Genomic DNA, 26669 nt, shown 5'->3' with positions numbered 1-26669 from the left:
GACGAAGCCGCGATCGACGCGGTTGTTGTCGCGCCAATTTCTCACTCCGTCAAGAACATTCTTGCTTCGGAATGGCGAAGAACTTTTTCTCCGTGATCACACTCTGCAACGCTGAGTGCGCACGGTGAGCGGTGCGATGGTACGGCCGTCCGGATGGCGGCAGAAGAGAGGAGTGACCTCATGGAAGGTCCAGAAATCACCGCGGCGGAAGCCGTAATCGACAATGGCAAGTTCGGGAAGCGCACCGTGCGTTTCGAAACCGGTCGACTTGCCCAGCAAGCTCAAGGAAGCGCTGCCGCTTACCTCGACGACGAAACCATGCTGCTCAGCGCAACGAGCGTTGGCAAGCACCCGAAAGACGCATTCGACTTTTTCCCACTGACCGTTGACGTTGAAGAACGTATGTACGCAGCAGGGCGAATCCCGGGATCGTTCTTCCGCCGCGAAGGACGCCCATCCACCGAGGCCGTGCTCACGTGCCGTCTCATCGACCGCCCGCTGCGCCCGTCATTCGTCGACGGAGTCCGCAACGAGGTTCAGGTCGTCGTCACCGTGCTCTCGATCGAGCCAGACGAACTGTACGACGTGCTCGCCATCAACGCGGCATCGATGTCCACCCAGCTCGCTGGTCTGCCATTCTCCGGTCCGATCGGTGGCGTTCGCGTCGCATTGATCGAGGGCCAGTGGGTTGCATTCCCGAAGCACTCGCAGCTCGAGAACGCTGTGTTCAACATGGTCGTTGCCGGTCGTGTGATCACCGATGACGCTGGCGTCGAAGACGTCGCGATCATGATGGTTGAAGCTGAAGCAACCGAGAACTCCTGGGAGCTCGTTCGCGGCGGCGCCACGAAGCCGACCGAAGAGGTTGTTGCCGAGGGTCTCGAAGCAGCGAAGCCATTCATCAAGGTGCTCGTTGAAGCACAGCAGAAGGTTGCCGACGTCGCAGCGAAGCCCACGAAGGACTTCCCGCTGTTCCCGCCGTACACCGATGAGTCCTTCGAGGCAGTCAGCGCATTTGCGACGAGCGAACTCGAGCGCATCTACCAGATCGCAGACAAGATCGAGCGCCAGGACGCTGACGATGCGTTCAAGGAGCAGGTCAAGCTGCACATCAACGAGCGTTTCGAAAAGGGCGAGGTCTCAGGCCTCGTCCCCGCGCAGGTCTCTGCTGCATACAAGGCAGTCACGAAGAACGTCGTGCGCAAGCGCATCCTCGAAGAGCAGATCCGTATCGACGGTCGTGGCCTGGCAGACATCCGTGCGCTCGACGCAGAGGTTGCAGTCGTGCCACGCGTGCACGGTTCCGCAATCTTCCAGCGCGGAGAAACCCAGATTATGGGTATCACCACGCTCAACATGTTGAAGATGGAACAGCAGATCGACTCACTGAGCCCAGTGACCTCGAAGCGCTATATGCACAACTACAACTTCCCGCCATACTCGACCGGTGAAACCGGCCGTGTCGGTACCCCGAAGCGCCGCGAAATCGGCCACGGTGCATTGGCTGAGCGCGCGCTCGTTCCAGTGCTCCCGACCCGCGAAGAATTCCCGTACGCGATCCGCCAGGTCTCCGAGGCTCTCGGTTCCAACGGTTCGACCTCGATGGGTTCTGTCTGCGCTTCGACCCTCGCGCTCTACAACGCGGGTGTGCCACTGCGCGCACCGGTTGCCGGTATCGCAATGGGACTCGTCTCCGACACCGTTGACGGCCAGACTCGCTACGCAGCGCTCACCGACATCCTCGGTGCAGAAGACGCGCTCGGCGACATGGACTTCAAGGTTGCTGGAACGAGCGAGTACATCACCGCGATCCAGCTCGACACGAAGCTCAAGGGCATCCCGGCTTCCGTGCTCGCCGCTGCGCTCAGCCAGGCGAAGCAGGCTCGCACCCAGATCCTCGAGGTCCTCACCTCGGCGATCGACGGTCCTGACGAGATGGCTGCAACCGCTCCTCGAGTGATCAGCGTGCAGATCCCGGTTGACAAGATCGGTGAGCTCATTGGTCCGAAGGGCAAGACGATCAACCAGATCCAGGACGACACTGGCGCCCAGATCTCGATCGAAGAAGATGGCACCGTGTACATCGGCGCCACTGACGGCCCTTCTGCAGAGGCAGCTCGTACCGCGGTCAACGCGATCGCGAACCCGCTGACCCCAGAGCTCGGCGAACGCTACCTCGGTACCGTCGTCAAGATCATGCAGTTCGGTGCTTTCGTTTCGCTCATGCCTGGCCGCGACGGCCTGCTCCACGTGACCGCGATGCGCGGCCTCACTGGTGGCAAGCGCATCGAGAACATCGAGGATGTCGTGAGCGTCGGTCAGAAGCTCCAGGTCGTCATCACGAAGATCGACGACAAGGGCAAGCTCTCGCTCGAACTCGCTGAAGAGGACAAGGCAGAAGCTCCGGCCGAAGCTGCTCCAGCCGAGTAACGCTGTCACTGCAGCGTCAGTAGGGCGCTGCATCACGATGGCCCCGGGAAAACCCCGGGGCCATTCGTGTTCCCTGACGACGAATCCGTGGCGCAGGATCCGGTGTACCCCGAGCATTTCCAGCGTGCTCGATAGAATCCGGGTATGACTGCCTCCGTTCCCGTTGCCATCATCGGCAGCATCAATGCCGATGTCACCGCCTACGCACAGGTCAGCCCGAAACCGGGCGAAACGATTCTCGGCACGAGCTTTGCGCTCGGCCTCGGGGGCAAGGGCGCGAACCAGGCGGTCGCCGTCGCGCGCGCCGGTGGGCAGAGCGTCATGGTGGGGTGCATCGGTCAAGACGCCTTCGGTGAAGTCGTCGCTCGCGAACTCGAGGAGGCCGGTGTCGACACTCGTTTCACGACGCAGGTCGAGGACAGCACTGGAATCGCGCACATCCGCGTGGACGAGGCCGGTGAGAACTCGATCATCGTCGTGATGGGAGCGAACACCTCGCTCGCGCCCGATGCGATCGACACCGCCCTGGCTGAGTTGCCGGCGGGGATCGTGCTCACCCAACTCGAGATCACCGAAGAAGTCAGCACCCACAGCATCACTCGTGCGGCAGCCGCGGGCTGGAGGGTCGTGCTCGATCCGGCGCCGGCCCGAGCGATCCCAGAGCACCTCTGGGCCTCGATCGACATCGTGACACCGAACGAACACGAAGCGAGCATCTACTCCGGCATCGAAGTGCACGACACGGCGACCGCAATCCAAGCGGGTGCATGGTTTCTGCAGCGCGGTGTGCGCTCGGCGCTGATCACCCTGGCCGATGCGGGCGCGGTGCTCGTGGACTCAGAGGGCACGACAGAATTCGCCGCGCATGCCGTGCACGCCGTCGACACCACAGCCGCAGGCGATACCTTCGCCGGCTACCTCGGTGCGGCGCTCGCACGGGGCGCCTCGATTCGCGACGCCGTCACGATCGCCATGGCCGGAGGTGCGCTTGCGGTCACGAAGGCGGGGGCCTCCTCTTCGATCCCGTTCGCGGCCGACGTCGACGCCTTCCTCGCATCCGCTGGATCGCCGGTGCAGTAATGCGGTTCGCTGGACACTCGAGCACCTCGCCGAGACGAATGCGTCGGGTGCTCGGGGCCTCTGAGGTTTCCGTGTTCCCGCTTGCCCTTGGCGCTTCTGCATTCGGGTGGACAGCAGGCAACGGGCCCACGAACGAGACTCTCGATCGTTTCGCCGAGCTCGGCGGAAACTGCATCGTCACCAACGCCAGTGATTCCTCAGGGCGTAGCGAACTGATGGTGGGCAACTGGCTTCGGCACCACGAGCGTGCGCACTTCGTCATCGTCTCGACGATCGCTCCGCGTGCCGGGTCCGAGCGTGCACTGCCCTCTCAGATCGAACTCGCGGTGCAGCAGACGCTCGCACGCCTGCGCTCCGAATGGATCGACGTCCTGGTGCTCGATCTGGCCGCGGGCACACCGATGCAGCCCGTCCTCGAGACGATGCGCTCGCTGCTCGACGAAGGCAAGATCCGCGCATTCGGAGCGACCGACTTCACTACCTCGATGCACGCGGAGGCGGAGCTCATCGCCGCCACGAGCACGCTGCCGGCGTTGAGTGTCGGTCTGTACGACTGGAGCCTTGCGCACCGGGTGCGGGAGCCGCTGTTGCGCTCGCTCGCTTCGCAAGGCACTTCAGTGCTGCCGACCGCGCCGCTCGCGGGAGGGCTACTGGCAATTCCCGCACGATCGAGAGAGCTCGGTCGTGTAGCGAAGCGCGCCGGATTCGGGGGCCTGGCAACACGAAAGGGCCACCAGCTGTTGACGAGTATCGAGGAACTCTCGCAGGAATTCGGGGTCGCGCCGAGCGCGATCGCGCTTGCCTGGTTGCTCCATAAACCGCGGGTTGCCGCTCCCGTCGTCCATGCGGCAAGTCCGCACGGGCTCGCCGCAGCCTTCGAGGCGGTCACGGTGCCGTTCACCCGTCTCGCTCTGGCTCGCCTCGACCAGCAGAGCAATGGGATGGCTCGCAACAGCTGAGTCGTCGGTCGCGACTACGCTACTGGTATGTCCCTTGCTGTTCCCTCGGCCCAACAGGCCGCGATTCCCTTTGCCCTCGAACAACCCGAGCTGACGATCCAGTCATCGGCCGGTTCGATTGTCCGCCGGACCGTTCTCGAAAACGGTGTCCGAATCCTGAGCGAACAGATTCCGGCGGCGATGAGCGCAACGATCGGGTTCTGGGTTCCCGTCGGCTCCCGCGACGAGCAGCCGAGGACCTTTGGTTCCACGCACTTCCTCGAGCATCTGCTCTTCAAAGGAACGACGCAGTCGAGCGCCTTCGATATCGCGATCGCATTCGACTCGGTGGGCGGTGAACACAACGCGCTGACCGCGAAGGAACACACCTGCTACTACGCGAAGGTTCGCGATGCCGATGTTCCGATGGCGACGCGTGTCATCGCCGACATGGTGATCGACTCGGTGCTCGATGCAGAAGAATTCGAGATCGAACGGGGTGTGATCCTCGAAGAACTCGCAATGGCAGACGACGATCCCGGCGATGTCGCGGGCGAGCGCCTCGCTGAGCTCGTGTACGGGGCGCACCCGCTCGGTCGCCCGATCGGTGGCACGCCCGCCACGATCGCTGCTGTCGGTCGAGACGACGTCGCGAAGCATTATCAAGAGCATTACGTCCCGAGCAACCTCGTTGTCACGGTCGCGGGGGCTGTCGATCACGACGAACTGGTCGCCCTCGTGCGTGCTGCACTGGAGGCTCGCGGCTGGGGTCAGAGTGTCGGCGCGCCGAACCCACGTCGCTCGACGACGCAGCAGCCCATCAGCGGCGGCGGTACCACCGTGGTGCAGCGCCCGCTGGAGCAGATCAACCTCATGATCGGCATGCCGGGGCTTGTCGCAACAGATCCTCGCAGGCACGAGTTCGCGGTGCTGAACTCGATCCTCGGTGGCGGCATGTCCTCACGACTCTTCCAAGAGATTCGCGAGCGCCGTGGTCTCGCATACTCCGTGTACACCTTCGGTTCTGCGCACAGCGACGCCGGCATGTTCGGCATGTACGCCGGGTGTTCGCCGAAGAACGCGGTCAATGTCGCCGAACTGATGGTCGCGGAACTCGAGTCCGTTGCTCGCGCAGGAGTCACCAACGACGAGCTCGCCCGCGCGAAGGGCCAGCTCGGCGGCGCAAGTGCGCTCGCGCTCGAAGACTCCGATTCACGGATGTCACGGCTGGGTCGGGCGGAACTCACTCTCGGCGAATTCGTCGACCTGGAGACCATGCTCGGCCGACTCGATGCCGTCTCTGCCAACGCGGTGCAAGAACTCGCCGGTCAGTTGCTGGTCGCTGAGCGTTCCGTCGCGGCCGTCGGTACAGTAGAGCCGAACGCTTTCGATGGCCTGAGCGCGTCTTCGCGCTCCTGAAGTTAAGGAGCCCTGATGACGCATTTGCTGTACCTGGTTCGCCACGGTGAACAACAAGACGCCGAGTACGGTGTCGACGACGGTCCGCTCTCACCACGAGGTGTTCGGCAAGCCACTGCGATCGCAGAGCGGCTGAGCGGTGTCCCCTTCACCGCCGCGTATCACTCGCCGCTCCAACGTGCAGAAGAGACCGCAAGGCTGATGAAGGAGCGTCTCACGGGGGTCGACTTCGAACCCTCGTCGCTCCTGATGGATTGCGTCCCGAGTGGGCCCTGTGATGAGACCCCCTCATCGTTGCGACCATTCTTCACGGGCGTCACGGAGGCAGAACTCGAAGCGGGCTCGGCGCAGATGACAGACGCCATTGCCACCTGGATCCGCCCGAGCCACGAAGAAGCGCACGAGCTGCTCGTGACGCACAATTTCGTCATCAGCTGGTTCGTCCGCCACGTCATGGGCGCGCCCAACTGGCAATGGATGTCCTTGAATCAGGCGAACGCGGGTCTCACGATCATCCGATTGCGGTCTGATCGTCCGGCGCAGCTCGTAACGCACAACGACCTCGGCCACTTGCCGCCGGAGGCTCGCACCGGGCTGCCCGTGCCGCAGTCCTTCTGAAGACCTCCGCAGCTGCAAGTCGGTGACCATCGACGAGGAACGCCCCGCATGGAAGCATTCGCGTCGAGCAGCCGGTGCTTTGATCGAACACCCCTAGGCTTTTGACTATGACGGTATTGGTTGGAATTCTCGGTGCGAACGGCCGACTCGGAACGACCGCACTCGCCGCAGTCGACAACGCCCCGGATCTTGAGGCGATCGTCATCGATCCTCGCGGTGACCTCGCAGAGATCGAACGGGCCGACGTGCTCTTCGACGCGACGGTCTTCGCTGCGAGTGGGCGGATCGTCGAGGCTGCACTCGCGAGCAACACTCCCGCGGTCATCGGCACGAGTGGTTGGAGCGCGGCACGCATCGAGGCACTCGCGACCAGCAGCGAGTCACGGCTCCGCTTCGTTCCGAACTTCTCCCTCGGCAGCGTCCTGTTGACCCACTTTGCAGCGAAGCTTGCACCGCACTTCAACGCAGTCGAAATCGTGGAGGCGCACCACGCCGCAAAGGTCGATTCCCCCTCGGGCACGGCGGTTCGCACCGCTGAACAGGTTTCGGCCGCTGGCGCCTTTGATGCGCCGGGCGAGGGCGAGCCTGGCCGCGGAGTGTTCGTGCACGGCGTTCCGGTTCACGCGCTTCGACTGCCCGGGGTCCAGGCTCGTCAGGACGTGATCTTCGGCGGCGACGGTGAGACGCTCACGCTTCGCCACGACACCCTCTCGGGCGATTCCTACCGCGCTGGAATTCTGATGAGCGTGCGCAATGCGGGCAAGCAGGGCGTTTTCGTCGGCATCGACGACCTTTTGGGGCTCCAATGAAACGTTTCGGCGCGCTCTTCATGGCGCTCCTGCTGCTGCTGTACATCGTGCTCGTCGGCACGAGAGCCGTGCAGCTGCTTCTGAGTGGTGAGCCCGTTGGAATCGCGGTCGGCGTTGCGCTGATCGTTATCCCGCTCATCGGCGCCTGGGCGCTCATCACGGAGGTTCGCTTCGGCTTCCGGCTCGAACGCATGTGGAAGATCCTCGAGGCCGAGGGCGCGCTCCCTCCCGAACTCCCCGCGGTGCGGGAAGGTCGTGCCGATCAGGAGGCTGCGAGCGAGTCGTTCGCGGTCGCGAAGGCCGAGGTCGAAGCCGATCCTGAATCCTGGCGTGCGTGGTTCAAACTCTCGGCGGCATACGATGCTTCGAGAGACCGGAAGCGCGCGAGATCGAGCGCTCGACAGGCGATCCAGTTCTGGCTCGCGGATCGCTAGGCTACTGATCATGGCGCCCACGAATTCTGACAATCCTGCATCGCGTCCACCGTATGAGGCCTTGCTGGCCGATGTGCTCGAACACGGCGTTCATAAGGGCGACAGGACCGGAACCGGTGTCCGAAGCGTGTTCGGTCGCCAGATTCGCTTCAACCTGCAGGAGGGGTTCCCGCTCATCACGACGAAGCGAGTGCACTTCAAATCGATTGCCTACGAACTCCTCTGGTTCCTGCGCGGCGAATCCAACGTTTCGTGGTTGCAGGAGCGCGGCGTCTCGATCTGGGACGAGTGGGCCAGCGAGACCGGTGAACTCGGACCGGTGTACGGGGTGCAATGGCGCTCCTGGCCGAGCCCTGACGGCTCTCAGATCGATCAGATCACCGAGGTCATCGAGCAGATCAAGACGAATCCGGATTCTCGTCGACTCATCGTTTCGGCGTGGAACCCGGCTGACATCCCGAACATGGCGCTCGCGCCGTGTCACGCCATGTTCCAATTCTCGGTGACCGAGGGCAAACTCTCCTGCCAGCTATATCAACGAAGCGCTGACATGTTCCTCGGAGTGCCCTTCAACATCGCGAGCTATGCACTGCTGACCCACATGATCGCGGCGCAAACGGGGCTCGAGGTCGGTGACTTCGTGTGGACCGGCGGCGACTGCCACATCTACGACAACCACGTTGCCCAGGTCACGGAGCAGTTGAGTCGTGAGCCCTTCCCGCTCCCGAGCCTCGAGATCACGAAGCAGCGCGACTCGATCTTCGACTACGAGTTCGAAGATTTCGAGGTTCGCGACTACCAGCACCACCCGGCGATCCGCGGGGCGGTCGCAGTATGACCCGGCTCGGGCTGATCTGGGCGGAAGCCGGGGGAGTGATCGGGGCAGACGGTGGGATGCCGTGGCACATTCCCGAAGACCTTCGTCACTTCCGCGACATCACACAGGGTTTCAGCGTCATCATGGGGCGTCGCACGTGGGAATCGTTGCCGCAGCAGTTCCGACCGCTGAAGAACCGGCGCAACATCGTGATCACTCGCAGCCAGGACTTCGTTGCCGAGGGCGCCGAAATCGTCCCGAGTTTCGAAGCGGCGATGCAAGCGGTCGCGGAGGAGAGCGAAGCCTGGGTGATCGGGGGCGGCAAGGTGTATGCCGAAGCGATCAACGCGGCCAGTGTCCTCGAGGTCACGGAGATCAATCTCGAAGTGGACGGTGACACCCATGCGCCGCGCATCACGGACGACTGGAGCGAGCGCGACACCTCCGACTGGAAGACCTCGAGCACGGGATTCATGTACCGTTTTCGGAGCTTCGTCCGCCCGGACCCAGCACTCGATGGTGATGTGATCGCCGGCACACGGTAGCCTCTTGTCGTGACCAACAATCCTTTCGGGCAAGTTCTTGTTGCGCTCGTGACGCCACTGAGCGTCGACGGCGAAGTCGATTGGGACGCCGCAGAGCGCCTGATCGACGATGTAGTGACCAACGGTGCCGATGGTGTCGTCGTCTCGGGTACGACCGGTGAAACGTCAACACTCACCGACCCGGAGAAGCTCAAGCTCGTCGAGGTCGCGAAGTCCGTGGCCGGTGGACGGGCGAAGATCATTCAGGGCGGTGGCTCGAACGAGACCGCGCACGCCATCGATCTGTACAAGCGCAGCGAGGCTGCCGGTGCTGATGGCGTCATGATCGTGACCCCGTACTACAACAAGCCGACCCAGTCCGGTCTTCTCACGCACTTCCGCATGATCGCGGACGCGACCGATCTTCCTGTGATCCTCTACGACATCCCCGGTCGCACGGGCGTGCCCATCATGTACGAGACGATCCTGCGTGCCTCGAAGCACCCGAACATCCTTGCGGTCAAAGACGCAAAGGGCGATTTCAGCGAAGTCAGCCGCGTGCTGAACCAGACCGATCTGCTGTATTTCTCCGGCGACGACGCGAACGTGCTGCCGCACCTGTCGATCGGCGCCAGCGGACTCATCGGCGTGACCGCCAACATCGCGCCGCGCCCGTACCGCACGATCGTCGATGCGGTGAACGCAGGCGACCTGAAGACCGCACAGCTGCAGCACGCAGCACTCGAACCGCTCGTGCGAGCAACGATGACGCACGTTCCCGGCACAGTTGCAGCGAAATACATTCTCCACGGGCTCGGCCGTATTTCGAGCCCACGAGTGCGCTTGCCGCTCGTTGGTCCAGAAGACCACGAGGCAGCGCTCATTGAAGACGAAATCGCGCTGGTGCGCGATGTGGACGGACTCGATCTTTCGAAGTTCCGCCCCGACCGGAATGCCGCCGCCGGCGGCGCTTTGCCAAAGGTGCACGGCACCACGAGATAAGTAAGGGAGGCCAATGCCTTCTCCAACTCCACCACCACCGCTCGCCCCGGGAACACTCCGAGTGATCCCGCTCGGCGGTCTTGGTGAAATCGGCCGCAACATGACGGTCTACGAGATTGACGGCAAGCTTCTCATCGTCGACTGCGGCGTGCTCTTCCCAGAAGAGCACCAGCCCGGTGTCGACCTGATTCTGCCCGACTTCTCACCCATCGCGGACCGTCTGAACGACGTGGTCGGCATCGTGCTCACGCACGGGCACGAAGACCACATCGGAGCGGTCCCGTACCTCCTTCGTCTCAAGGACGACCTCCCATTGATCGGCTCGAAGCTGACGCTCGCACTCATCGAGGCGAAGCTCAAAGAGCACAAGATCCGCCCGTACACGCTCGAGGTCGCAGAGGGCGGCATCGAGCAGCTCGGACCGTTCGAACTCGAGTTCGTTGCGGTCAACCACTCCATTCCTGACGCGCTCGCCGTTGCCATCCGCACGAAGGCCGGCCTCGTGCTGCACACTGGTGACTTCAAAATGGACCAGCTGCCGCTCGACGACCGCATCACCGACCTTCGCGCCTTCGCGCGTCTCGGCGAAGAGGGTGTCGATCTCTTCCTGCCGGACTCCACGAACGCGGATGTCCCAGGCTTCACTGCGCCAGAACGGGGCATCGGCGGGGTCATCGAGGGCATCATCGGCCAGACGCGCGGGAAGGTGGTTGTTGCGAGCTTCTCAAGCCACGTGCATCGCGTCCAGCAGGTGCTCGACGCGGCGAATGCGCACGGACGCAAGGTCGTCCTCGTGGGCCGCTCGATGGTGCGCAACATGGGCATCGCTTCGGATCTCGGTTTCCTGCGGGTGCCGGACGGCATCCTCATCGATCTGAAGAAGGCCGCGAACCTGCCGGACGACCGAGTGGTCTACATGTCGACCGGCTCCCAAGGCGAACCGATGGCTGTGCTCTCGCGCATCGTCGGTGGTGAGCACCAGATCACCGTTGGCGAGGACGACACCGTCATCCTGGCTTCGAGCTTGATTCCGGGCAACGAGAACGCGGTCTTCCGCATTATCAACGGCCTGATGAAGCTCGGGGCGAAGGTCGTGCACAAGAGCAACGCGAAGGTGCACGTCTCCGGACACGCATCTGCAGGCGAACTGCTCTACTGCTACAACATCCTCAAGCCGAAGAACGTGATCCCCGTGCACGGTGAGCACCGCCACCTCGTTGCGAACGCGGAACTCGCGATCGATACCGGAATCGACCGGGCGAACACCTTCCTCGGTGAAGACGGCACCGTCTGGGATATGACCGACGGCAACGTCTCCGTTGTCGGGCAGCTCGATCTCGGCTTTGTCTACGTCGACGGCTCGAGTGTTGGCGAAATCGATGAGGCGGATCTCAAGGACCGTCGAATCCTTGCTGAAGAAGGATTCATTTCAATCTTCGTCGCGCTTGAAGCCCAAACGGGAAAGATCATTGTCGGCCCAGAGATTCACGCTCGTGGCTTTGCTGAGAACGACCGGATCTTTGACACCATCAAGCCGAAGATCGTGCAGGCGCTCGCAGAAGCTGCGGCCTCGGGAACTCGAGACACGCACGCGTACACGCAGGTGGTTCGTCGCACGGTTGGCCGTTGGGTCGGCACTCGTATTCGACGTCGCCCGATGATTGTTCCTGTGGTTATCGAAGCGTAATTCCAAACAATTCGACGGTGCTCCGTCCGCCTTTCTTTCGGCGGTCGGGGCATTGTCGTTTTTAACGAATGAATTGCATTTGCCGCTTTCATCCATTCGGCTGATTTTTTGGCATATCTCCCCAAGTACGCTCCCAATGAAGGGGCTCGCGGCAGGCGCGAGCAACGCCATCAGGGAGTCCCAATGGAACACGAAGACCGCTCATTGTCGAGCAACCCCTCAGCGTCTGACCGCGACCACGAAGAAGCGGTCGCCCAGGCGAATGTGGGCGGAGCCGATCAGCACCAGGCGAGTGCCGCCACTGACGGTGCGTTCGCGCAAACTGGCACGAACGATTCCAATGGATCACCCGAGGCGCTTTCAGAAAGCGAAATCTCAGAGTCATCAGACGCAAGCACGGTCGTGGTCTCGGCAGGAGACTCTCCACGGCTGCGGCGCTCGATGCGCGCCTCGAATGAGGCGTCCGAAGCACGTGCGCAGAAGCGAGCAGCGAAAGAGGAACGTCGAGCTCGGAAGCGGAGCGGCCCGGGGATCTGGCGCACCTGGATCTTCCCGTTCTTGCGTCTCGCGGTTGTCGCGGCAATCGCTGTGGCACTCGTCAAAATCGCGTTCTTCACAGACGCCAGTGCGAACGAGGGCGTGGACTATCCACCGCCCACCGCGGAGATCGTCGACCCGATGGTGCAGGTGCAGATCGCAACGATCGTCAACACGGTTGATCTGAAGGGCACCGTCGTGCCAGATGCTGCCGTGGTTGTTCGCTCGACCCAGAGCGGCACCGTCTCGCGGGTGTTCGCGACCGATGGCCAACTCGTCGCTGCGGGCGATTCGCTCTACAACGTGCGCGTCACGACCGAGGCGACCACCCCGAACCCCGACGGCTCGATGCCCGCGCCGTCCGTTCGAGTGTTCACGATCACGGCACCCGCCGGCGGCGTGCTCACCAGCTTCTCGCTCCTGCTCAACCAGAGCGTCGAAATCGGCGCAGAAACCGGCAAAGTGGCGCTCCCCACCTTCCACCTCGAAGCGCCGCTGACCCCTGAGCAGCAGTACCGTCTCGTCGATCAGCCCACGGAAGCGACCGTGCAGATTCCTGGAGGGCCCGCGCCGTTCCAGTGCACTGGGTTCACCATCGAGCAGGGTGGCGGCGAAGAGGGATCGACCACGAGTGCGACCGCGAAGTGCGCAGTCCCCGCCGAGGTCCGCGTTTTCTCGGGCCTCTCCGCAGAGATCTCGATGCCGGCGGGTACGGCTGAAAACGTCATGACGCTCCCGACGACCGCGGTCCTCGGAAGCGTTGACAACGGAGTCGTCTTCCGCGTGGGTGCAGACGGAAGCCAGGAGGAAGTCCAGGTGCAGCTCGGCTTGAACGACGGGCAGTCCGTCGAGATCACCGGTGGCCTCGCAGAGGGCGACGAAGTGTTCGAGTTCGCGCCCGGTGCGCCGATGCCGAGCGATCCCTGCATGGATCCGATGGCAGACCCTGCGCTCTGCGGTGGATTCATCGAGGAGGAATTCGTCGAAGACGGCGCGCTCGGTTCGGTGTCGAGCGAAACCGCGTCGGTATGAGCCTCGTCGAGTTGCGCGAGGTCACTCGGCGCGTGCAACTCCCAACCGGTGAACTCGTCATCCTGAACGGTGTCGACTTCTCGGCCGAGGAAGGCGACCGGATCGCGATTGTCGGACGAAGCGGTTCTGGCAAGTCGACCCTGCTCAACATTCTCGGGCTGCTGGATCTGCCCTCGAGCGGCAGCATGCAGTTCGATGGGCGTCACGTGGTCGGCATCTCTGCGAGACAACGAGACAGGATTCGCGGCGAGAACGTCGGCTTTGTCTTCCAGCAGTTCAACCTCATCGAGGGTCTGACCGTGCTCGAGAACGTGCTCGTGCCCCTCATGAACGCCCGTGGGCGAATGTTCTGGAGGCGACGCAGCATCGCGATCGAGATGCTCGAGCGAGTCGGGTTGGGGGAGCGGCTCGATTCGCTGCCGACGAAACTCTCCGGTGGCGAGCAGCAGCGCGTTGCGATCGCGCGTGCACTCGTTCGCAGGCCGAGACTGATCCTCGCCGATGAACCGACGGGAGCACTCGACCTCGAAACCGGAGCGATCGTCATGGAACTGCTCGAAGACGTTGCGGCCGAGTCTGAATCGGCGCTCGTGACGATCACGCACGATGTCGCGGTCGCTGGGCGTTTTGAGCAGGTCTATCGTCTCGACGCCGGTCATCTGCGCCGAGACCACGTCGAGGTAGCGGCATGAGCGGCTTTCTCGCGGCGCTCTCAGACGCCTGGACCGAACTCCGCATCCACCGTGGCAGGGTGCTGCTGAGCCTCTTCGGCGTGGCGGTGGCGGTGGCAGCACTCACCGCTTCGGTTGCGTTCAGCGACCTGCTCCGAAAAGTCAACGAAGAAGCGATGGAGCGATCGAGCGGTCCTCCCGCGACGATCTCGCTGCAAATATGGTCCGAGACGGAGACCCAGCTCGACGGGGCGCTCGTGACCGAGGCGATCGAAGCAGCCGTGGAGCGGTACAACATCACGTACGCAGCACCGCAAACGAATGGGAACCTCTCGATCAATTCGAGCGTCGGGACCTTCGATGCGCAGATCAACGTCGTGGGCGTCGACACGATGGCCATTCACAGAATGACCCTCACGGAGGGCCGCTGGTTCGAAGAATCCGACAACGACCGTCTTGCTCCGACGATCGTCGTCAACAAGGCGTTCCTCGATGCAATCGGCCGCACCATGGCCGACCATCCGACGGTGACCCTTGCCAACGGGACGACTGCCGTCATCATCGGGATGACGACCGATCCACAGTGGGATTGGGGAGGTCAGCCGATCGCGTTCATGCTCTACGACGATTTCCTCGGCGCAAGTGCTCCCGAAGACGCCGAGTGGATTCTGCCGGGATACGAGATGTGGGTACCGCTGGAGCAGTCGGACGCCGTGGTGGCGGCGTTCCAACGGGATCTCGAACGCGAGTTTCCCGATGCGGCCGTCACGGTCGATCGAATCGACTGGCGTGCGTACCAGGGGGATTACGACCCCACCGAGTTCACGCGCATCATCCTGCTCGGAATCTCCGGCATCATCCTGTTGCTCGGTGCCTTGAGCCTGTTGAACATCACTTTGGTGACGGTCAGACAACGGGTCCGTGAGATCGGAATCCGGAGGGCATTCGGAGCCACCCGGGTGCGCATCTTCTTCTCGGTGCTCATGGAGAGCGTGGTGGCCACGGTGCTGGCTGGGTTCGCCGGAATTCTGCTTGCAGCCCTGATCTTCAAGATCCCGATGGTCGCTGAATGGATGACGATGGGGCTCACCGGTTCCCTCCCGCCGTTCCCGATCGAGGCAGCAATCGCTGGGCTCGTCGTGTCGGCTGTCGTCGGTTTGCTCGCAGGTCTCATTCCGGCGGTCGTCGCGGTTCGCGGAAAGGTGATCGACGCGATCCGGTTCTAGCCGTCGAAGGGCCTGAGTCCCGTGTCATAGCGCGGAAGCGCTGGCATCTGACGGTACCGTGAAGCGCATGGCACCCAGATCCAAAGACTCCGGGCGCGCTCCCACGCCGAAACGGCAGGCTGCGACGACCAAGACGAAGATTCTCGAACCCGAAATCGAGCGTCCGAACGGCTTCGTCCGCGGATGGATGGGTCTCGCGCACGCCACTGGCGGTGCAGCTCGAGTGTTCGGTCGAGAGTCTCTGGCGAAGGAAGAACGACGTGACGGCGTTCCGTTCTTCCTCACGCTCCTCGCAATCTTCGGCGCGGTCGTCGAATGGTTCCTGCCGACGAACACGGTGACACAGGCGCTCAGCAACTTCTCGCTCGGTGGCCTCTTCGGCCAGGTCGCGATCGCGCTTCCCGTGGTCTTTGTCCTGCTCGCGCTCTGGATGTTCCGGCACCCGGCCTCGGTGAGCGACAACGGCCGGGTCGGTGTCGGAATCGCGATGCTGCTCGTGACGATCTCTGGGCTCTGCCACGTCACGCTCGGTCAGCCCGCAGCCAGCGCCGGCATGCCCGAGCTGGCAACTGCCGGAGGTGTTCTCGGTTGGGTCGTCGGCGCTCCGCTCATCGCGCTCATCACCGAGATCGGCGCGGGAATCGTGCTCAGCATCTTGGCCGCGCTCTCGGTCCTCATCATCACCAAGACGCCGCCCACCCGCATTCCCGAGCGGCTCGGCGATCTGTACCACTACCTCTTCGGGCTCGAACGCGAGTCCCGCGAGGACCGTCAGGCTCGCAAGGAAATCGAATCCGCGGCAAAGCTCGCAGCGCGCGAGAACGAGCGGGACGACGAAGACGAGTCGCTGCCGTTCTGGCGACGAAACCCTTCAGGTCGCGAGATCGAACCCGCCTACGACACGCCGCTCGTCCAGGCGAAGGAACCAGAGACCCAGGTGTTCGCGCAGGAAGAGCCGACAACGGTGATCGATGACGACGTCGCAGGTATTGACGTCTTCCTCGATGAGCCGACTCCTTCCGAATACGAGACGCAAGTCATCGCACAACTCGAAGAGGCCGAGGAAGTCGTTCGTCGCATCACGGGGGAAGTCTCACCCGTCACCGCCGAGATCGAGCCCGCTTCGCACATTGCAGCCGCGCCCACCTCAGAGCGCCCGTATCGCTTGCCTTCGATGGTCTCGCTCGGGCAGGGAGATCCGCCAAAGGCTCGTTCTCAGGCGAACGACGACATGGTGAAGGCAATCACCGGTGTGCTCGAGAACTTCGGCGTTGACGCAGTGGTCACCGGCTTCAGCCGCGGTCCGACCGTCACCCGGTACGAGATCGAGCTGGGCAAAGGCGTGAAGGTCGAACGCGTCACCGCGCTCTCGAAGAACCTTTCCTATGCGGTCGCTTCCAATGAAGTTCGTATTCTGTCGCCGATCCCGGGCAAGAGCGCGATCGGTGTCGAGATCCCGAACCCAGACCGCGAGACCGTCAAGCTTGGCGATGTCTTGCGCTCGAACACCGCCGCAGCGTCGAAGCACCCGATGACGATCGGAATCGGAAAGGATGTCGAAGGAAAGTTCGTCGTCGCGAACCTCGCGAAGATGCCGCACCTGCTCGTCGCCGGTTCGACCGGAAGCGGAAAGTCGTCGTTCGTGAACTCGATGATCACGAGCTTGCTGATGCGCTCGACGCCCTCCGAGGTCCGCATGGTCCTCGTCGACCCGAAACGAGTCGAACTCACCGCGTACCAGGGCGTTCCGCACCTCATCACCCCCATCATCACGAACCCGAAGAAAGCGGCAGAAGCCCTGCAATGGGTCGTGAAAGAGATGGACATGCGTTACGACGACCTCGCGTCGTTCGGGTACAAGCACATCGACGATTTCAATGCGGCGATTCGCGCCGGCGAGATCGTGTTGCCAGCAGGGAGCGAACGTGTGCTGAAGCCGTATCCATACCTGCTCGTCGTCGTCGACGAGCTCGCCGACCTCATGATGGTGGCGCCGCGTGACGTGGAGGATTCGATCGTGCGAATCACCCAGCTCGCTCGCGCGGCCGGGATCCACCTCGTGCTGGCAACCCAGCGTCCGAGCGTCGATGTCGTCACGGGCCTGATCAAGGCCAACGTGCCGAGCCGTTTCGCCTTCGCGGTGTCGAGCTCAACGGACTCGCGAGTCATTCTCGATCAGCCGGGCGCCGACAAGCTCATCGGTCAGGGTGACGGCCTCTTCCTGCCGATGGGTGCGAACAAGGCAGTCCGCGTGCAGGGCGCGTGGGTCGACGAAGCGGAGATCCAACGGGTCGTGCAGCACGTCACGGGTCAGGCGCGGCCGGAGTACCGTGACGACGTTGCCGAAGTGCAGCAGAAGAAGGAAGTCGACGCCGACATCGGTGGCGATCTCGATGACCTGCTCGCTGCAACCGAGCTCGTTGTGACGACCCAGTTCGGGTCGACGTCGATGCTGCAGCGCAAACTGCGCGTCGGGTTCGCAAAGGCTGGTCGCCTCATGGACCTGTTGGAGAGCCGTGAGATCGTCGGACCCTCTGAGGGCTCGAAGGCTCGCGATGTGCTCGTAACGCCGGAGCAGTTGCCGGAAATTCTCGCGATGTTGCGCGGCGACACTGCCGCGCCAGCAACAGCACAATCCAGCGCTCAGAGCGCGGCTCCGGCTGCGGTCGCGGCTGCGGATCCGGTCGAAGCGCAATTCGACGGGCTCGAGGTCGTCGAGAGTGGTGACGGGGACGAAGACGCCTGGGGACTGACCGGGCGCGAATAGTCTGCGTTGAGGCGCCTGCGGTCGTTCAACGCTGCTGCATCGCGACCGGCAGGTTCGGGCGTTAGCCTTGCATCATGGCAATCCTCTCTCCGTGGCGTGGCCGAATCATCGCGAAGGGCGACTCCCCGGCGAGCGTCGCGAGTGTCCCGAACCTGATCTGTATTGCCCGCATCCTGCTCACCCCGGTGTTCGTCTGGCTGCTGCTGGCCGACAACGGTGAGCTCGGTGACCTGAGAGTCGCGGCGGCGATCTTCTTCATCGTGCTGCTTGTGACTGACAGCCTCGACGGTTGGATCGCTCGCAGTCGCAACCTCGTCACCGACTTCGGCAAGCTCATTGATCCGATCGCGGACAAGGCGATCACGGGCGCAGCGTTCGTCGGTCTCTCAATCCTCGGCGAACTCGACTGGTGGATCACCATCATCGTGCTCGTCCGAGAAGTTGCCATCACGGTGCATCGCTTGACCGTCGCTCAGGACGTCGTGATTCCTGCGTCGTGGGCTGGCAAGGCGAAGACGATCGCCCAAGCGGTGGCGCTCTCCCTCGCACTGCTTCCGCTCTCGCTCCTCGTGGGCGAGTGGATCGTGGTGGTCAACATCGCGGTCATGTCGATCGCCGTCGCGCTCACTGTCTTCTCTGGTTTGGAGTACGTATGGCAGATCCGCAAAGCCCGACGAGCGAAGTGATCGAGGCCTCGGCCCGCAAGGTGATCGCTGGCGCATTCGACGCGGAGCAGAGCCTCGCCGTCGCGGAGTCGCTCACCGGGGGAGCCGTGGCTTCCGCCTTGGTTGGCGTGCCGGGAGCGAGCTCGGTGTTCAGGCTGGGAGTGGTCTCGTACAGCACGGAACTCAAACATTCGGTGCTCGGGGTCTCACTCGAGCAACTGCGCGAAACCGGGCCCGTCGATGCTGAGGTTGCAATGCAGATGGCAGAGGGTGTTCGAGCGCGCGCGATCACTGACGCGGGCCCTTGTTCAGTAGCGGTGGCCACCACCGGCGTTGCAGGGCCCGGTGCCGCGGACGGTCATGAGCCGGGCGAGTTCTTCGTCGGACTCGCTTGGGACGGAGGGCGAAGCGCGCAGCATCACTGTGTGAGTGGCTCGCGAGACGAGGTGAGAGCCGCCGCGACGATCGCCGCGCTCGACACGCTTCGCAGGTTCATAGGAAATCTCCAGGCTGTTCAGGAATAGCTGACGGCAAAGTTGAGTTAGGTAGTGTCAAGAGCGGTGAGTTGTAGGATTGATTCACCGCGGACGTGAGGGGGACTCCATGGTTTTGATGAGACAAGAGATCGGCGACGTACTTCGCAACGTGCGACTGCGCCGTGGTCGCACGCTCCGCCAGGTTGCTTCGCGCGCAAGTGTTGCGCTCGGTTACCTGAGTGAAGTTGAACGTGGTCAGAAAGAAGCATCGAGCGAGATTCTCGCCGCTGTGGCAGAAGCGCTCGACACTCCTCTTTCGAGCATCATGCTTGAAGTTGGCGAGCGACTCGCAGTGCTCGAAGGGTTCGATTCGATCCCGGTGCTCTACGCAGACGCGGAGAGCACGATCGCAACACCACGCATTCCAGACACGCTTCCGGACGAACTGGTCGCACAGTTCGACGCCGTGTCGAACTAGTTCCACATCGCAGTATTGATTGCAAGCGCTCCGCGAGCTTCACTCGCGGCGTGAATTTGCAGTTGTCGCGAACATGCGGGAGCCTCAGGGCTTCCGCATTTTCGCGTCCTCAGGGCATTCTGTTCCTGAGGTTCAGTCATTCAGGAGGTCCCATGCGCCGCAGCGAGTTTGATCGTGCAGTCGAGCAGGAATTCGGCGCCTTCGGTCGGGTGCTCGTCGACGATCTCGCGCTCACACCCTTCGGTTCGGTCAGCGCTCGGGCTGCGCTCGCAGCTGGTGAAAGCCCGAGGGCGGTGTGGCTCGCTTTATGCGACGCCGCCGATGTCGCACCTGAACGTCGTCACGGGGTCGGTCTCCGGGAGCCCTGAGCTCACAACATTCGCGTTTCGACACGCCGCCTTCATTCGAACAAACATTCGAATCAGTCGTACAGTGGTGACGTGGCCTCCACAGGATCGAAGACTTCCCAGTCGTCACGCCGAACACCGAAGATGTCGGCGGCTCGACCTACAGTCAACGGTACGTGGAACCCGACAATTGCATTCGCAATTGAGCCTTGTCGCAAGCCGCGGCGCACTCAGCCAGAGGGCGTCACGAGCACGACAGTATGCAGGCGCACAAACCTCGAGACAGGAAGAGCACAATGCCATCACCAGCAGACCGCGAAAAAGCCCTAGAAACGGCTCTCGCACAAATTGATCGCCAGTTCGGTAAAGGGTCGGTCATGCGACTCGGCAGTGACGAGCGTGCACCTGTGGAGGTCATCCCGACCGGTTCGATCGCACTCGATGTCGCGCTCGGTATCGGGGGGCTCCCTCGTGGCCGCATCGTCGAAATCTACGGCCCGGAGTCGAGCGGTAAGACCACACTGACCTTGCACGCCATTGCCAACGCACAGCGTAACGGTGGCATCGCAGCGTTTATCGACGCCGAGCACGCGCTCGACCCTGAATACGCGAAGAAGCTCGGTGTCGACATCGACGCCCTCCTGGTCTCCCAGCCAGACACGGGTGAGCAGGCGCTGGAAATCGCAGACATGCTCATTCGCTCCGGCTCCATCGACCTGGTCGTGATCGACTCCGTGGCGGCTCTCGTTCCTCGCGCAGAGATCGAAGGAGACATGGGCGACAGTCACGTTGGTCTCCAGGCCCGACTCATGTCACAAGCACTTCGCAAGATCACCGGTGGGCTCAGCCAGACGCAGACCACGGCAATCTTCATCAACCAGCTCCGCGAGAAGATCGGTGTCTTCTTCGGAAGCCCAGAAACAACCTCGGGTGGTAAGGCGCTGAAGTTCTACGCCTCGGTTCGTCTCGACATCCGTCGCATCGAAACCCTTAAAGACGGCACCGACGCTGTCGGTAACCGCACGCGCGTCAAGGTGGTCAAGAACAAGATGGCTCCGCCGTTCAAGCAGGCCGAGTTCGACATTCTTTACGGCGTCGGCATCTCGCGCGAGGGAAGCCTCATCGACTTCGGTGTCGAGCACGGCATCGTCAAGAAGTCTGGTGCGTGGTACACCTACGACGGCGACCAACTCGGTCAAGGAAAAGAGAACGCCCGCAAGTTCTTGCTCGCTCACCCAGAGATGGCGAACGAGATCGAGACCAAGATCTTGTCGAAGCTTGGGGTGGGAGCGGCGGCAGCAGCGGAAGCCGCGGTCGAATCACTCGAAGCACGGCGCGCAGAGCGACAGGGAGCCTAGCTCTTGGTTCGTTCCAACGGAGGGCTCGGCGGTGAATCCGCCGAGCCCAATCCAGTTGTCGACCTTCGGCATCGTTTTGCTGAGCGTCAACAAGAGGCCGCGAGCGCTGAGGAGATCAGCAGCCTTCAGCCCGCAGCTGTCGTGGCGATCGCGCCGCACCAGGCCGGCAACGAATCAAGTGGGCGGTCAACGCAGAATGCAGCGGCCGTTCCATTCGAGACCAACGATGGTGAGCGAGACGCTGAAGCGGGGCCGTCTGCAGACGAGGTCCACGGCTGGGCACTTCGAGCGCTCGTGCGACGTGCGATGAGTCGCACGGAGCTGGAGCGGGCGCTCGTGCAAAAAGGAGCTTCGCCGGAGCAAGCAAGTGACGAGGCGGATCGGCAAGTCGCGGACGGCGTGCTCAACGACCGCGAGCTCGCGGCCAACGTGAGCGAAAAGATCCAACGCTCGAAACGCTACGGTGCCGGAAAGATCCGGCAGGAACTCAGGGCTCGGGGAGTGGACGCAGAGGATGCAGCGGCAGCACTCGCGGAGGTCGAGGTCGACGAGTCGGAACTCGCCTTGGAACTCGCGCGCAAACGTGCAGGCCAACTCGAGGGTCTCGAACGCTCGAAAGCGATGCAGCGTCTCAATGGATTCCTGCAACGCCGTGGGTTCTCCGGAGATGTCGTTCGCACCGCGACGGAAACGGTCGTGAACGAACTGGGATTGAGCAACCAGCCGAAGTACACGCCGCAATCCCGAGGCAAGTCGACCGTACGGTTCGAGTAGGGCATCGAGTCCGCGCGTGAACGTGCGTCATGCGATCCGACTGTGAATCGGAGACCGGTTTTCGCTAGGCTGGAACAATGTCCGGGTTCTCGAGCCGTCTTCAGCGTGGCGTTTTCAGCCTCGCTGCAGTGATCGTTCTCTCGGGGTGCGCATCCACGACGGCGGGAAGCGCGAGTGACATTTCGGTGGGCGATTCGACGCTCCGTAATGCAGATTCCGGAGTTCAGTTCTCCGCAAAGCAGTCTGTCGAGCACGCCGATTTCGTCGACACGATTTGGACCGGCGCTGACGCCGGGATCTCGATGAAGCTCCTGCTCAACGACGACGGCCACGTGACGTTCCTCAGCTGGAATGGTGAGCACTATGACAGCTCAGTCGATACCTGGAGTGTCGACGAAGGAGTATTCACGCTCTCAATCACCGGCGTGAGCGACATCGGCGGAATCACCTATGAAGGACCGGCAGATCTCGCCGCGATGACGCTTTCCGGTTGGGACAAGGTCGGTGGAACCAACTACAACCTCGAGCTTTCGCCCGTAAGCGAATAGCCGCGGTCACTCAACGTTCAGACAACCCTCAGACAACGTACGGCCTTCGCGCGTATTCTGACAGCATGAAAGCTTCACGAATCTTCGCACCGCTGCTTGTTGCAGGAGCTTCTCTTGCAATGCTGACCGGTTGCATTGCCCCACCTTCTCTCGATGTCGACACGACCGATCCCGAAGAGACGACGGTTGAATCCTCGTCGCCAGCAGAGTCCACTGAGCCTGAGACTTCCGAGTCCACGCCGCCGGAAGAAACCGATGACGGTGCGATCACTGAAGAAGCACTGATCGATACCCGATGGATCGGCGCCGACGACACCGTCGACTTCGACTTCATGTTCATGGCCGACGGCCAGTACAAGATCTATGACTGGCAGGGTAAAGAGTTCGACGTCACGTCGTCCGACTACTGGACCTTCGAAGAAGGCATCGTCGAGATCTACGTGAGTGGCGTTGCAGACGTCGGTGGCGTGACCTTCACCGGTCCTGCGGCCCTTGGCGAAATGAACATGAGCGTTGCCGCCGACGATGGCTCGGTTGACGACACCATCACCTTCACGCAGAAGTAGAGTTTTCGCGAAGCAGCCAGTTCGTCACAACGCCGAACCTCGAACGAGGTTCGGCGTTCGTGCGTTCGGCCACGTTCGAAGAAGCAGCGCCGAGTACGCGTGCGCGGGAGCGAAGACCGCGGCAAAGTCTCGATACCCTTGCAGTATGCAACGCACCTATGAAGTGCGCACGTTCGGGTGCCAGATGAACGTGCATGACTCAGAACGAATGGCAGGCAGCCTTGAGGCCGCAGGGCTGACGAAGAACACTGATGGTCAGCCGGACGTGATGGTGATCAACACCTGCGCGGTTCGCGAGAACGCGGACTCGAAGTTGTACGGACACCTCGGATACCTCGCAAAGACGAAGCGTAATCGTGCCGGGTTCCAGATCGCTGTCGGAGGCTGCCTCGCGCAGAAGGACCGAGAGACCATTCTCGAGCGCGCGCCCTGGGTCGATGTGGTGTTCGGGACGCACAACATGGGAGCGCTCCCGACGTTGCTCGAGCGAGCTCGACACAATGACGAGGCTCAACTCGAGATCCTCGAATCACTCGAAGTATTTCCTTCGACGCTGCCCACGAAACGCGAATCAGCGTCGAGTGGCTGGGTCTCGATCTCCGTCGGTTGCAATAACACCTGCACGTTCTGCATCGTGCCGGCCCTGCGTGGAAAAGAACGAGACCGGAGGCCCGGCGAGATCCTCGCGGAGATCGAGGCACTGGTCGCCGATGGTGCGATCGAAGTCACGCTGCTCGGCCAGAACGTCAACTCCTACGGGGTCGAGTTCGGCGACCGACTTGCCTTCGGCAAGTTGTTGCGCGCTGCAGGCGCGATCGAAGGACTCGAGCGCGTGCGGTTCACGAGTCCGCACCCAGCCGCTTTCACCGACGACGTCATCGAGGCGATGGCCGAGACCCCAAACGTCATGCCCCAGCTGCACATGCCGCTGCAATCCGGCAGTGACCGAATTCTGAAGGCGATGCGCCGCTCGTACCGGAGCACCAAGTTCCTCGGAATCCTCGATCGGGTGCGTGAGCGTATGCCCAACGCTGCGATCTCTACGGACATCATCGTCGGATTTCCCGGCGAGACCGAAGAGGACTTCCAGGAGACCCTGCGAGTCGTTGAAGCCTCACGCTTCGCGACCGCATTCACGTTCCAATACTCCATTCGCCCTGGAACGCAGGCCGCAACAATGCCGGACCAGATTCCCAAGGAGATCGTGCAGGAGCGCTTCGAGCGACTCGTCGCGCTGCAGGATCACATCTCGCGGGAGGAAAACCAGGCCCAGGTCGGCCGTCGAGTCGAGATCCTCGTCACACCCGATGAAGGGAAGCGTGACGCTGAACGGCACCGACTGAGCGGGCGCGCCGAGGATAACCGTCTCGTCCATTTCCAGGTTCCGGAGGGGACGCAGGCGCCTCGTCCTGGCGACGTCGTCAGTGCGCTCATTACCGATGCGGCGGGCTTCCACCTGATCGCCGACGACCCGGACCTCAGTGTGCGTTCCACTCGCTCCGGCGATGCCTGGGACCGAGCGCAACTCGAGACCTGTGGCGTTCCTGCTCCAGCAGGCTCCCCGACGATGCCCTCGACGGTCACGCTCGGAATCCCGAGCCTGCGAGTTCGGGACTCGAGCTCGGTGTGAACCACGTCGTTGCCGTCGTCGGCGCGACCGGAACAGGAAAATCGTCGCTCGCAATCGAGATCGCGCATGAGCTCGCGGCGCTCGGAATCCCGGCTGAGATCCTCGGCGCTGATGCGATGCAGCTCTACGCGGGCATGGATATCGGAACCGCGAAGCTCGACGCTTCGGAGCAGGGTGGAATCCCGCACCATCTCCTGTCGATCTGGCCGGTGACGCAAGAGGCGAGCGTCGCGGACTACCAGCGCCGAGCAAACGACCGGATTCGCGCGTTGCATGATGAGGGGCGCGTCCCGATCCTTTGCGGTGGCAGTGGACTCTATGTCTCGAGCGTGCTGTTCGGCTTCAGTTTTCCGGGGACCGACGAGGCGATTCGCGCATCACTCGAGGCGAGGCTTGCAGACGAAGGGCCTGCGGTCCTCGAGCGTGAGCTCCGCGCGATCGACCCGCTGGCCGCCGATGCGATCGGGCCGCACAACGGTCGGCGCATCGTTCGCGCGCTCGAAGTGAATCTGATGACGGGGGAGCCCTTCTCCGTTGGGTTACCCGAAGCCGAGAAGTTGGTCTTCCCGAGCACTATTGTCGAGCGCACAGCGCCTCGAGACGTACTCGTGCAACGCCTCGACGAACGCGTCCTCGCTATGTGGGAACGCGGCATGATCGATGAGGTTCGGTCCCTCGAAGCGCAGGGCCTTCGAGATGGCGTGACCGCTCGCCAGGCAATCGGCTACGCGCAGGCGCTCGCCCAGATCGATGGGGAACTCACCGAAAGCGAAGCCATCGAATCCACGCAGGCGCTCACGCGCCGGTACGCGCGACGTCAGGTTTCTTGGTTCAAGCGGTACCCGGGTGTGCACCTGGAGAATCCGGATGCGAGCTCGATCGCGAGCTCGGTGCGCTCTAGGCTTGCAGCGTGAACATTTCCTTCGTCAAAGGCCACGGCACCGGAAACGACTTCGTGCTCCTCCGCGATCCAGAGGCCGAGCACACGCCAGATGCTGACACTGTCCGAGCACTGTGCGATCGGCATTTCGGGATCGGGGCAGACGGGGTCATCGTCGCAGTTCGCGTCGCAGCTTCGCAGGATCCGCAGGCGCAGTCCGCCATTGGTTCCGGTGCAGAGTGGTTCATGGACTACCGAAACGCGGACGGTTCGATCGGCGAAATGTGCGGCAATGGGATCCGCGTCTTTGCACATTTCTTGATCTCCGAAGGGCTCATTGATCTTCCGATCGGCGAATCGGTGCCGATTGCGACTCGAGCGGGAGTCAAGGTGGTTCGCCGACTCGCTGAAGCCGAGTTTCGCGCCGATCTCGGGCCCTGGACGATTGCGCCGGAGGTACTCGTGAGCGCGACCGGCTTGAGCGTTCCTCGGCCGGGGCTCAGCATCGACCTCGGCAACCCGCACGTCGTCGTTGCGCTCGCTCACGAGAGCGAGCTGGCCGGGCTTGACCTCGGACGTGCCCCGGAACTGGATCCCGTGCAGCCTGCCGGAGCGAACGTCGAGTTCGTGGTGCCTGGGGAATCGACCGAGCCAGGTGTCGGACGGATCGCAATGCGAGTCCACGAACGGGGGAGCGGAGAGACGCTCTCGTGTGGAACGGGTGCAGCCGCAGCAGCCCTCGCCACACGACACTGGCTTGGATCAGGGGCGGCGAACGACTGGCTCGTCGACGTTCCTGGCGGCACGGTGGGTGTTGACGTCGCGAGTGTCGACGGCGAAGCGCACGTGTTCTTGCGTGGCCCGGCGCGACTGAGCTTCCGCGGGACGTTTCCTCTCGCCGCAGACTGAACTGCGCAATGCACTGATTCTCGGTGCTGTGCGGGGACGTACGTTCC

26 protein-coding genes are annotated in these 26669 nt (G+C 62.7%); all 26 read left to right on the top strand.

Annotated elements, in window-relative coordinates:
* Positions 1–180 precede the first annotated feature (180 nt).
* The 26 genes from U2H20_RS04875 (at position 181) to dapF (ending at position 26622) form a co-directional block, all read left to right on the top strand.
* Positions 181–2430 carry a polyribonucleotide nucleotidyltransferase gene (locus tag U2H20_RS04875; protein ID WP_430593368.1) on the top strand — a complete coding sequence of 750 codons (2250 nt, stop codon included), beginning with the start codon at positions 181–183 and terminating at the stop codon, positions 2428–2430.
* 144 nt (positions 2431–2574) lie between these two features.
* Positions 2575–3510, top strand: coding sequence for a ribokinase (locus U2H20_RS04870; RefSeq protein WP_430593367.1), 936 nt, complete (start codon positions 2575–2577; stop codon positions 3508–3510).
* A complete protein-coding gene (locus U2H20_RS04865; RefSeq protein ID WP_430593366.1) occupies positions 3510–4469 on the top strand; it encodes an aldo/keto reductase in 960 nt (319 codons plus the stop codon). The genes U2H20_RS04870 and U2H20_RS04865 overlap by 1 nt, the downstream gene beginning before the upstream one ends.
* A 27-nt stretch (positions 4470–4496) precedes the next feature.
* Positions 4497–5867 carry a M16 family metallopeptidase gene (locus U2H20_RS04860; protein WP_430593365.1) on the top strand — a complete coding sequence of 457 codons (1371 nt, stop codon included), beginning with the start codon at positions 4497–4499 and terminating at the stop codon, positions 5865–5867.
* 15 nt (positions 5868–5882) lie between these two features.
* Complete coding sequence (locus tag U2H20_RS04855; protein WP_430593364.1) at positions 5883–6485, top strand: histidine phosphatase family protein; 603 nt, start codon at positions 5883–5885, stop codon at positions 6483–6485.
* Between the two features lie 107 nt (positions 6486–6592).
* The gene (locus U2H20_RS04850) at positions 6593–7294 is read left to right on the top strand and encodes a 4-hydroxy-tetrahydrodipicolinate reductase (RefSeq protein ID WP_430593363.1); all 702 of its coding nucleotides are present in this window, start codon (positions 6593–6595) and stop codon (positions 7292–7294) included.
* Complete coding sequence (locus U2H20_RS04845) at positions 7291–7728, top strand: hypothetical protein (protein ID WP_430593362.1); 438 nt, start codon at positions 7291–7293, stop codon at positions 7726–7728. Before U2H20_RS04850 ends, U2H20_RS04845 begins: the two co-directional genes overlap by 4 nt.
* A gap of 10 nt (positions 7729–7738) precedes the next feature.
* Positions 7739–8566, top strand: a complete 828-nt coding sequence (locus tag U2H20_RS04840) for a thymidylate synthase (RefSeq protein ID WP_430593361.1) — start codon at positions 7739–7741, stop codon at positions 8564–8566.
* A complete protein-coding gene (locus U2H20_RS04835) occupies positions 8563–9090 on the top strand; it encodes a dihydrofolate reductase (RefSeq protein ID WP_430593360.1) in 528 nt (175 codons plus the stop codon). Before U2H20_RS04840 ends, U2H20_RS04835 begins: the two co-directional genes overlap by 4 nt.
* A gap of 9 nt (positions 9091–9099) precedes the next feature.
* Positions 9100–10071: a 4-hydroxy-tetrahydrodipicolinate synthase gene (gene dapA / locus U2H20_RS04830; protein WP_430593359.1), complete on the top strand. Its 972-nt coding sequence runs from the start codon at positions 9100–9102 to the stop codon at positions 10069–10071.
* Between the two features lie 13 nt (positions 10072–10084).
* A complete protein-coding gene (locus tag U2H20_RS04825) occupies positions 10085–11758 on the top strand; it encodes a ribonuclease J (RefSeq protein ID WP_430593358.1) in 1674 nt (557 codons plus the stop codon).
* A gap of 183 nt (positions 11759–11941) precedes the next feature.
* Positions 11942–13327 (top strand): efflux RND transporter periplasmic adaptor subunit, encoded by a 1386-nt coding sequence (locus tag U2H20_RS04820; RefSeq protein WP_430593357.1) that lies wholly within the window; start codon positions 11942–11944, stop codon positions 13325–13327.
* Positions 13324–14019 carry an ABC transporter ATP-binding protein gene (locus tag U2H20_RS04815; RefSeq protein ID WP_430593356.1) on the top strand — a complete coding sequence of 232 codons (696 nt, stop codon included), beginning with the start codon at positions 13324–13326 and terminating at the stop codon, positions 14017–14019. The genes U2H20_RS04820 and U2H20_RS04815 overlap by 4 nt, the downstream gene beginning before the upstream one ends.
* Positions 14016–15224 (top strand): ABC transporter permease, encoded by a 1209-nt coding sequence (locus tag U2H20_RS04810; RefSeq protein ID WP_430593355.1) that lies wholly within the window; start codon positions 14016–14018, stop codon positions 15222–15224. Before U2H20_RS04815 ends, U2H20_RS04810 begins: the two co-directional genes overlap by 4 nt.
* Positions 15225–15291: 67 nt before the next feature.
* Positions 15292–17991 (top strand): DNA translocase FtsK 4TM domain-containing protein, encoded by a 2700-nt coding sequence (locus U2H20_RS04805; protein ID WP_430593354.1) that lies wholly within the window; start codon positions 15292–15294, stop codon positions 17989–17991.
* A gap of 74 nt (positions 17992–18065) precedes the next feature.
* On the top strand, positions 18066–18677 hold the full coding sequence (pgsA, locus tag U2H20_RS04800) for a CDP-diacylglycerol--glycerol-3-phosphate 3-phosphatidyltransferase (protein WP_430593353.1): 612 nt from the start codon (positions 18066–18068) through the stop codon (positions 18675–18677).
* Entirely contained in the window at positions 18644–19180 is a 537-nt protein-coding gene (locus U2H20_RS04795) for a CinA family protein (protein ID WP_430593352.1), read from the top strand. The genes pgsA and U2H20_RS04795 overlap by 34 nt, the downstream gene beginning before the upstream one ends.
* 79 nt (positions 19181–19259) lie before the next feature.
* Positions 19260–19610 carry a helix-turn-helix domain-containing protein gene (locus U2H20_RS04790; RefSeq protein ID WP_430593351.1) on the top strand — a complete coding sequence of 117 codons (351 nt, stop codon included), beginning with the start codon at positions 19260–19262 and terminating at the stop codon, positions 19608–19610.
* A gap of 152 nt (positions 19611–19762) precedes the next feature.
* A complete protein-coding gene (locus U2H20_RS04785; RefSeq protein WP_430593350.1) occupies positions 19763–19978 on the top strand; it encodes a DUF3046 domain-containing protein in 216 nt (71 codons plus the stop codon).
* 275 nt (positions 19979–20253) lie between these two features.
* On the top strand, positions 20254–21315 hold the full coding sequence (gene recA / locus U2H20_RS04780) for a recombinase RecA (protein WP_430593349.1): 1062 nt from the start codon (positions 20254–20256) through the stop codon (positions 21313–21315).
* 3 nt (positions 21316–21318) lie between these two features.
* A complete protein-coding gene (locus tag U2H20_RS04775; RefSeq protein WP_430593348.1) occupies positions 21319–22089 on the top strand; it encodes a regulatory protein RecX in 771 nt (256 codons plus the stop codon).
* A 77-nt stretch (positions 22090–22166) separates the two neighbouring features.
* On the top strand, positions 22167–22637 hold the full coding sequence (locus U2H20_RS04770; protein WP_430593347.1) for a hypothetical protein: 471 nt from the start codon (positions 22167–22169) through the stop codon (positions 22635–22637).
* A 65-nt stretch (positions 22638–22702) separates the two neighbouring features.
* The gene (locus tag U2H20_RS04765) at positions 22703–23203 is read left to right on the top strand and encodes a hypothetical protein (RefSeq protein ID WP_430593346.1); all 501 of its coding nucleotides are present in this window, start codon (positions 22703–22705) and stop codon (positions 23201–23203) included.
* Between the two features lie 145 nt (positions 23204–23348).
* Positions 23349–24833, top strand: coding sequence for a tRNA (N6-isopentenyl adenosine(37)-C2)-methylthiotransferase MiaB (gene miaB / locus U2H20_RS04760; RefSeq protein WP_430593345.1), 1485 nt, complete (start codon positions 23349–23351; stop codon positions 24831–24833).
* Positions 24830–25747, top strand: a complete 918-nt coding sequence (gene miaA / locus U2H20_RS04755) for a tRNA (adenosine(37)-N6)-dimethylallyltransferase MiaA (protein ID WP_430593344.1) — start codon at positions 24830–24832, stop codon at positions 25745–25747. The genes miaB and miaA overlap by 4 nt, the downstream gene beginning before the upstream one ends.
* Positions 25744–26622, top strand: a complete 879-nt coding sequence (gene dapF, locus U2H20_RS04750) for a diaminopimelate epimerase (RefSeq protein ID WP_430593343.1) — start codon at positions 25744–25746, stop codon at positions 26620–26622. Before miaA ends, dapF begins: the two co-directional genes overlap by 4 nt.
* Positions 26623–26669 lie beyond the last annotated feature (47 nt).

This window comes from Humidisolicoccus flavus, assembly GCF_045689595.1.
Taxonomy (GTDB): Bacteria; Actinomycetota; Actinomycetes; order Actinomycetales; family Microbacteriaceae; genus Humidisolicoccus; species Humidisolicoccus flavus.
The sequence above is the reverse complement of the archived record's forward strand: the minus strand, read 5'-3'. Positions and strand labels throughout refer to the sequence as shown.

Excerpts from the sequence above, each read along its gene's own strand:
- U2H20_RS04860 (WP_430593365.1), top strand. The coding sequence starts at position 4,497 with ATGTCCCTTGCTGTTCCCTCGGCCCAACAGGCCGCGATTCCCTTTGCC.
- U2H20_RS04810 (WP_430593355.1), top strand. The coding sequence starts at position 14,016 with ATGAGCGGCTTTCTCGCGGCGCTCTCAGACGCCTGGACCGAACTCCGC.
- U2H20_RS04850 (WP_430593363.1), top strand. The coding sequence starts at position 6,593 with ATGACGGTATTGGTTGGAATTCTCGGTGCGAACGGCCGACTCGGAACG.
- U2H20_RS04845 (WP_430593362.1), top strand. The coding sequence starts at position 7,291 with ATGAAACGTTTCGGCGCGCTCTTCATGGCGCTCCTGCTGCTGCTGTAC.
- miaB (WP_430593345.1), top strand. The coding sequence starts at position 23,349 with ATGCAACGCACCTATGAAGTGCGCACGTTCGGGTGCCAGATGAACGTG.
- U2H20_RS04785 (WP_430593350.1), top strand. The coding sequence starts at position 19,763 with ATGCGCCGCAGCGAGTTTGATCGTGCAGTCGAGCAGGAATTCGGCGCC.
- U2H20_RS04835 (WP_430593360.1), top strand. The coding sequence starts at position 8,563 with ATGACCCGGCTCGGGCTGATCTGGGCGGAAGCCGGGGGAGTGATCGGG.
- U2H20_RS04825 (WP_430593358.1), top strand. The coding sequence starts at position 10,085 with ATGCCTTCTCCAACTCCACCACCACCGCTCGCCCCGGGAACACTCCGA.
- U2H20_RS04840 (WP_430593361.1), top strand. The coding sequence starts at position 7,739 with ATGGCGCCCACGAATTCTGACAATCCTGCATCGCGTCCACCGTATGAG.
- U2H20_RS04795 (WP_430593352.1), top strand. The coding sequence starts at position 18,644 with ATGGCAGATCCGCAAAGCCCGACGAGCGAAGTGATCGAGGCCTCGGCC.
- pgsA (WP_430593353.1), top strand. The coding sequence starts at position 18,066 with ATGGCAATCCTCTCTCCGTGGCGTGGCCGAATCATCGCGAAGGGCGAC.
- U2H20_RS04815 (WP_430593356.1), top strand. The coding sequence starts at position 13,324 with ATGAGCCTCGTCGAGTTGCGCGAGGTCACTCGGCGCGTGCAACTCCCA.
- U2H20_RS04790 (WP_430593351.1), top strand. The coding sequence starts at position 19,260 with ATGGTTTTGATGAGACAAGAGATCGGCGACGTACTTCGCAACGTGCGA.
- U2H20_RS04805 (WP_430593354.1), top strand. The coding sequence starts at position 15,292 with ATGGCACCCAGATCCAAAGACTCCGGGCGCGCTCCCACGCCGAAACGG.
- U2H20_RS04855 (WP_430593364.1), top strand. The coding sequence starts at position 5,883 with ATGACGCATTTGCTGTACCTGGTTCGCCACGGTGAACAACAAGACGCC.
- U2H20_RS04865 (WP_430593366.1), top strand. The coding sequence starts at position 3,510 with ATGCGGTTCGCTGGACACTCGAGCACCTCGCCGAGACGAATGCGTCGG.
- U2H20_RS04820 (WP_430593357.1), top strand. The coding sequence starts at position 11,942 with ATGGAACACGAAGACCGCTCATTGTCGAGCAACCCCTCAGCGTCTGAC.
- recA (WP_430593349.1), top strand. The coding sequence starts at position 20,254 with ATGCCATCACCAGCAGACCGCGAAAAAGCCCTAGAAACGGCTCTCGCA.
- U2H20_RS04765 (WP_430593346.1), top strand. The coding sequence starts at position 22,703 with ATGAAAGCTTCACGAATCTTCGCACCGCTGCTTGTTGCAGGAGCTTCT.
- U2H20_RS04875 (WP_430593368.1), top strand. The coding sequence starts at position 181 with ATGGAAGGTCCAGAAATCACCGCGGCGGAAGCCGTAATCGACAATGGC.
- U2H20_RS04770 (WP_430593347.1), top strand. The coding sequence starts at position 22,167 with ATGTCCGGGTTCTCGAGCCGTCTTCAGCGTGGCGTTTTCAGCCTCGCT.
- U2H20_RS04870 (WP_430593367.1), top strand. The coding sequence starts at position 2,575 with ATGACTGCCTCCGTTCCCGTTGCCATCATCGGCAGCATCAATGCCGAT.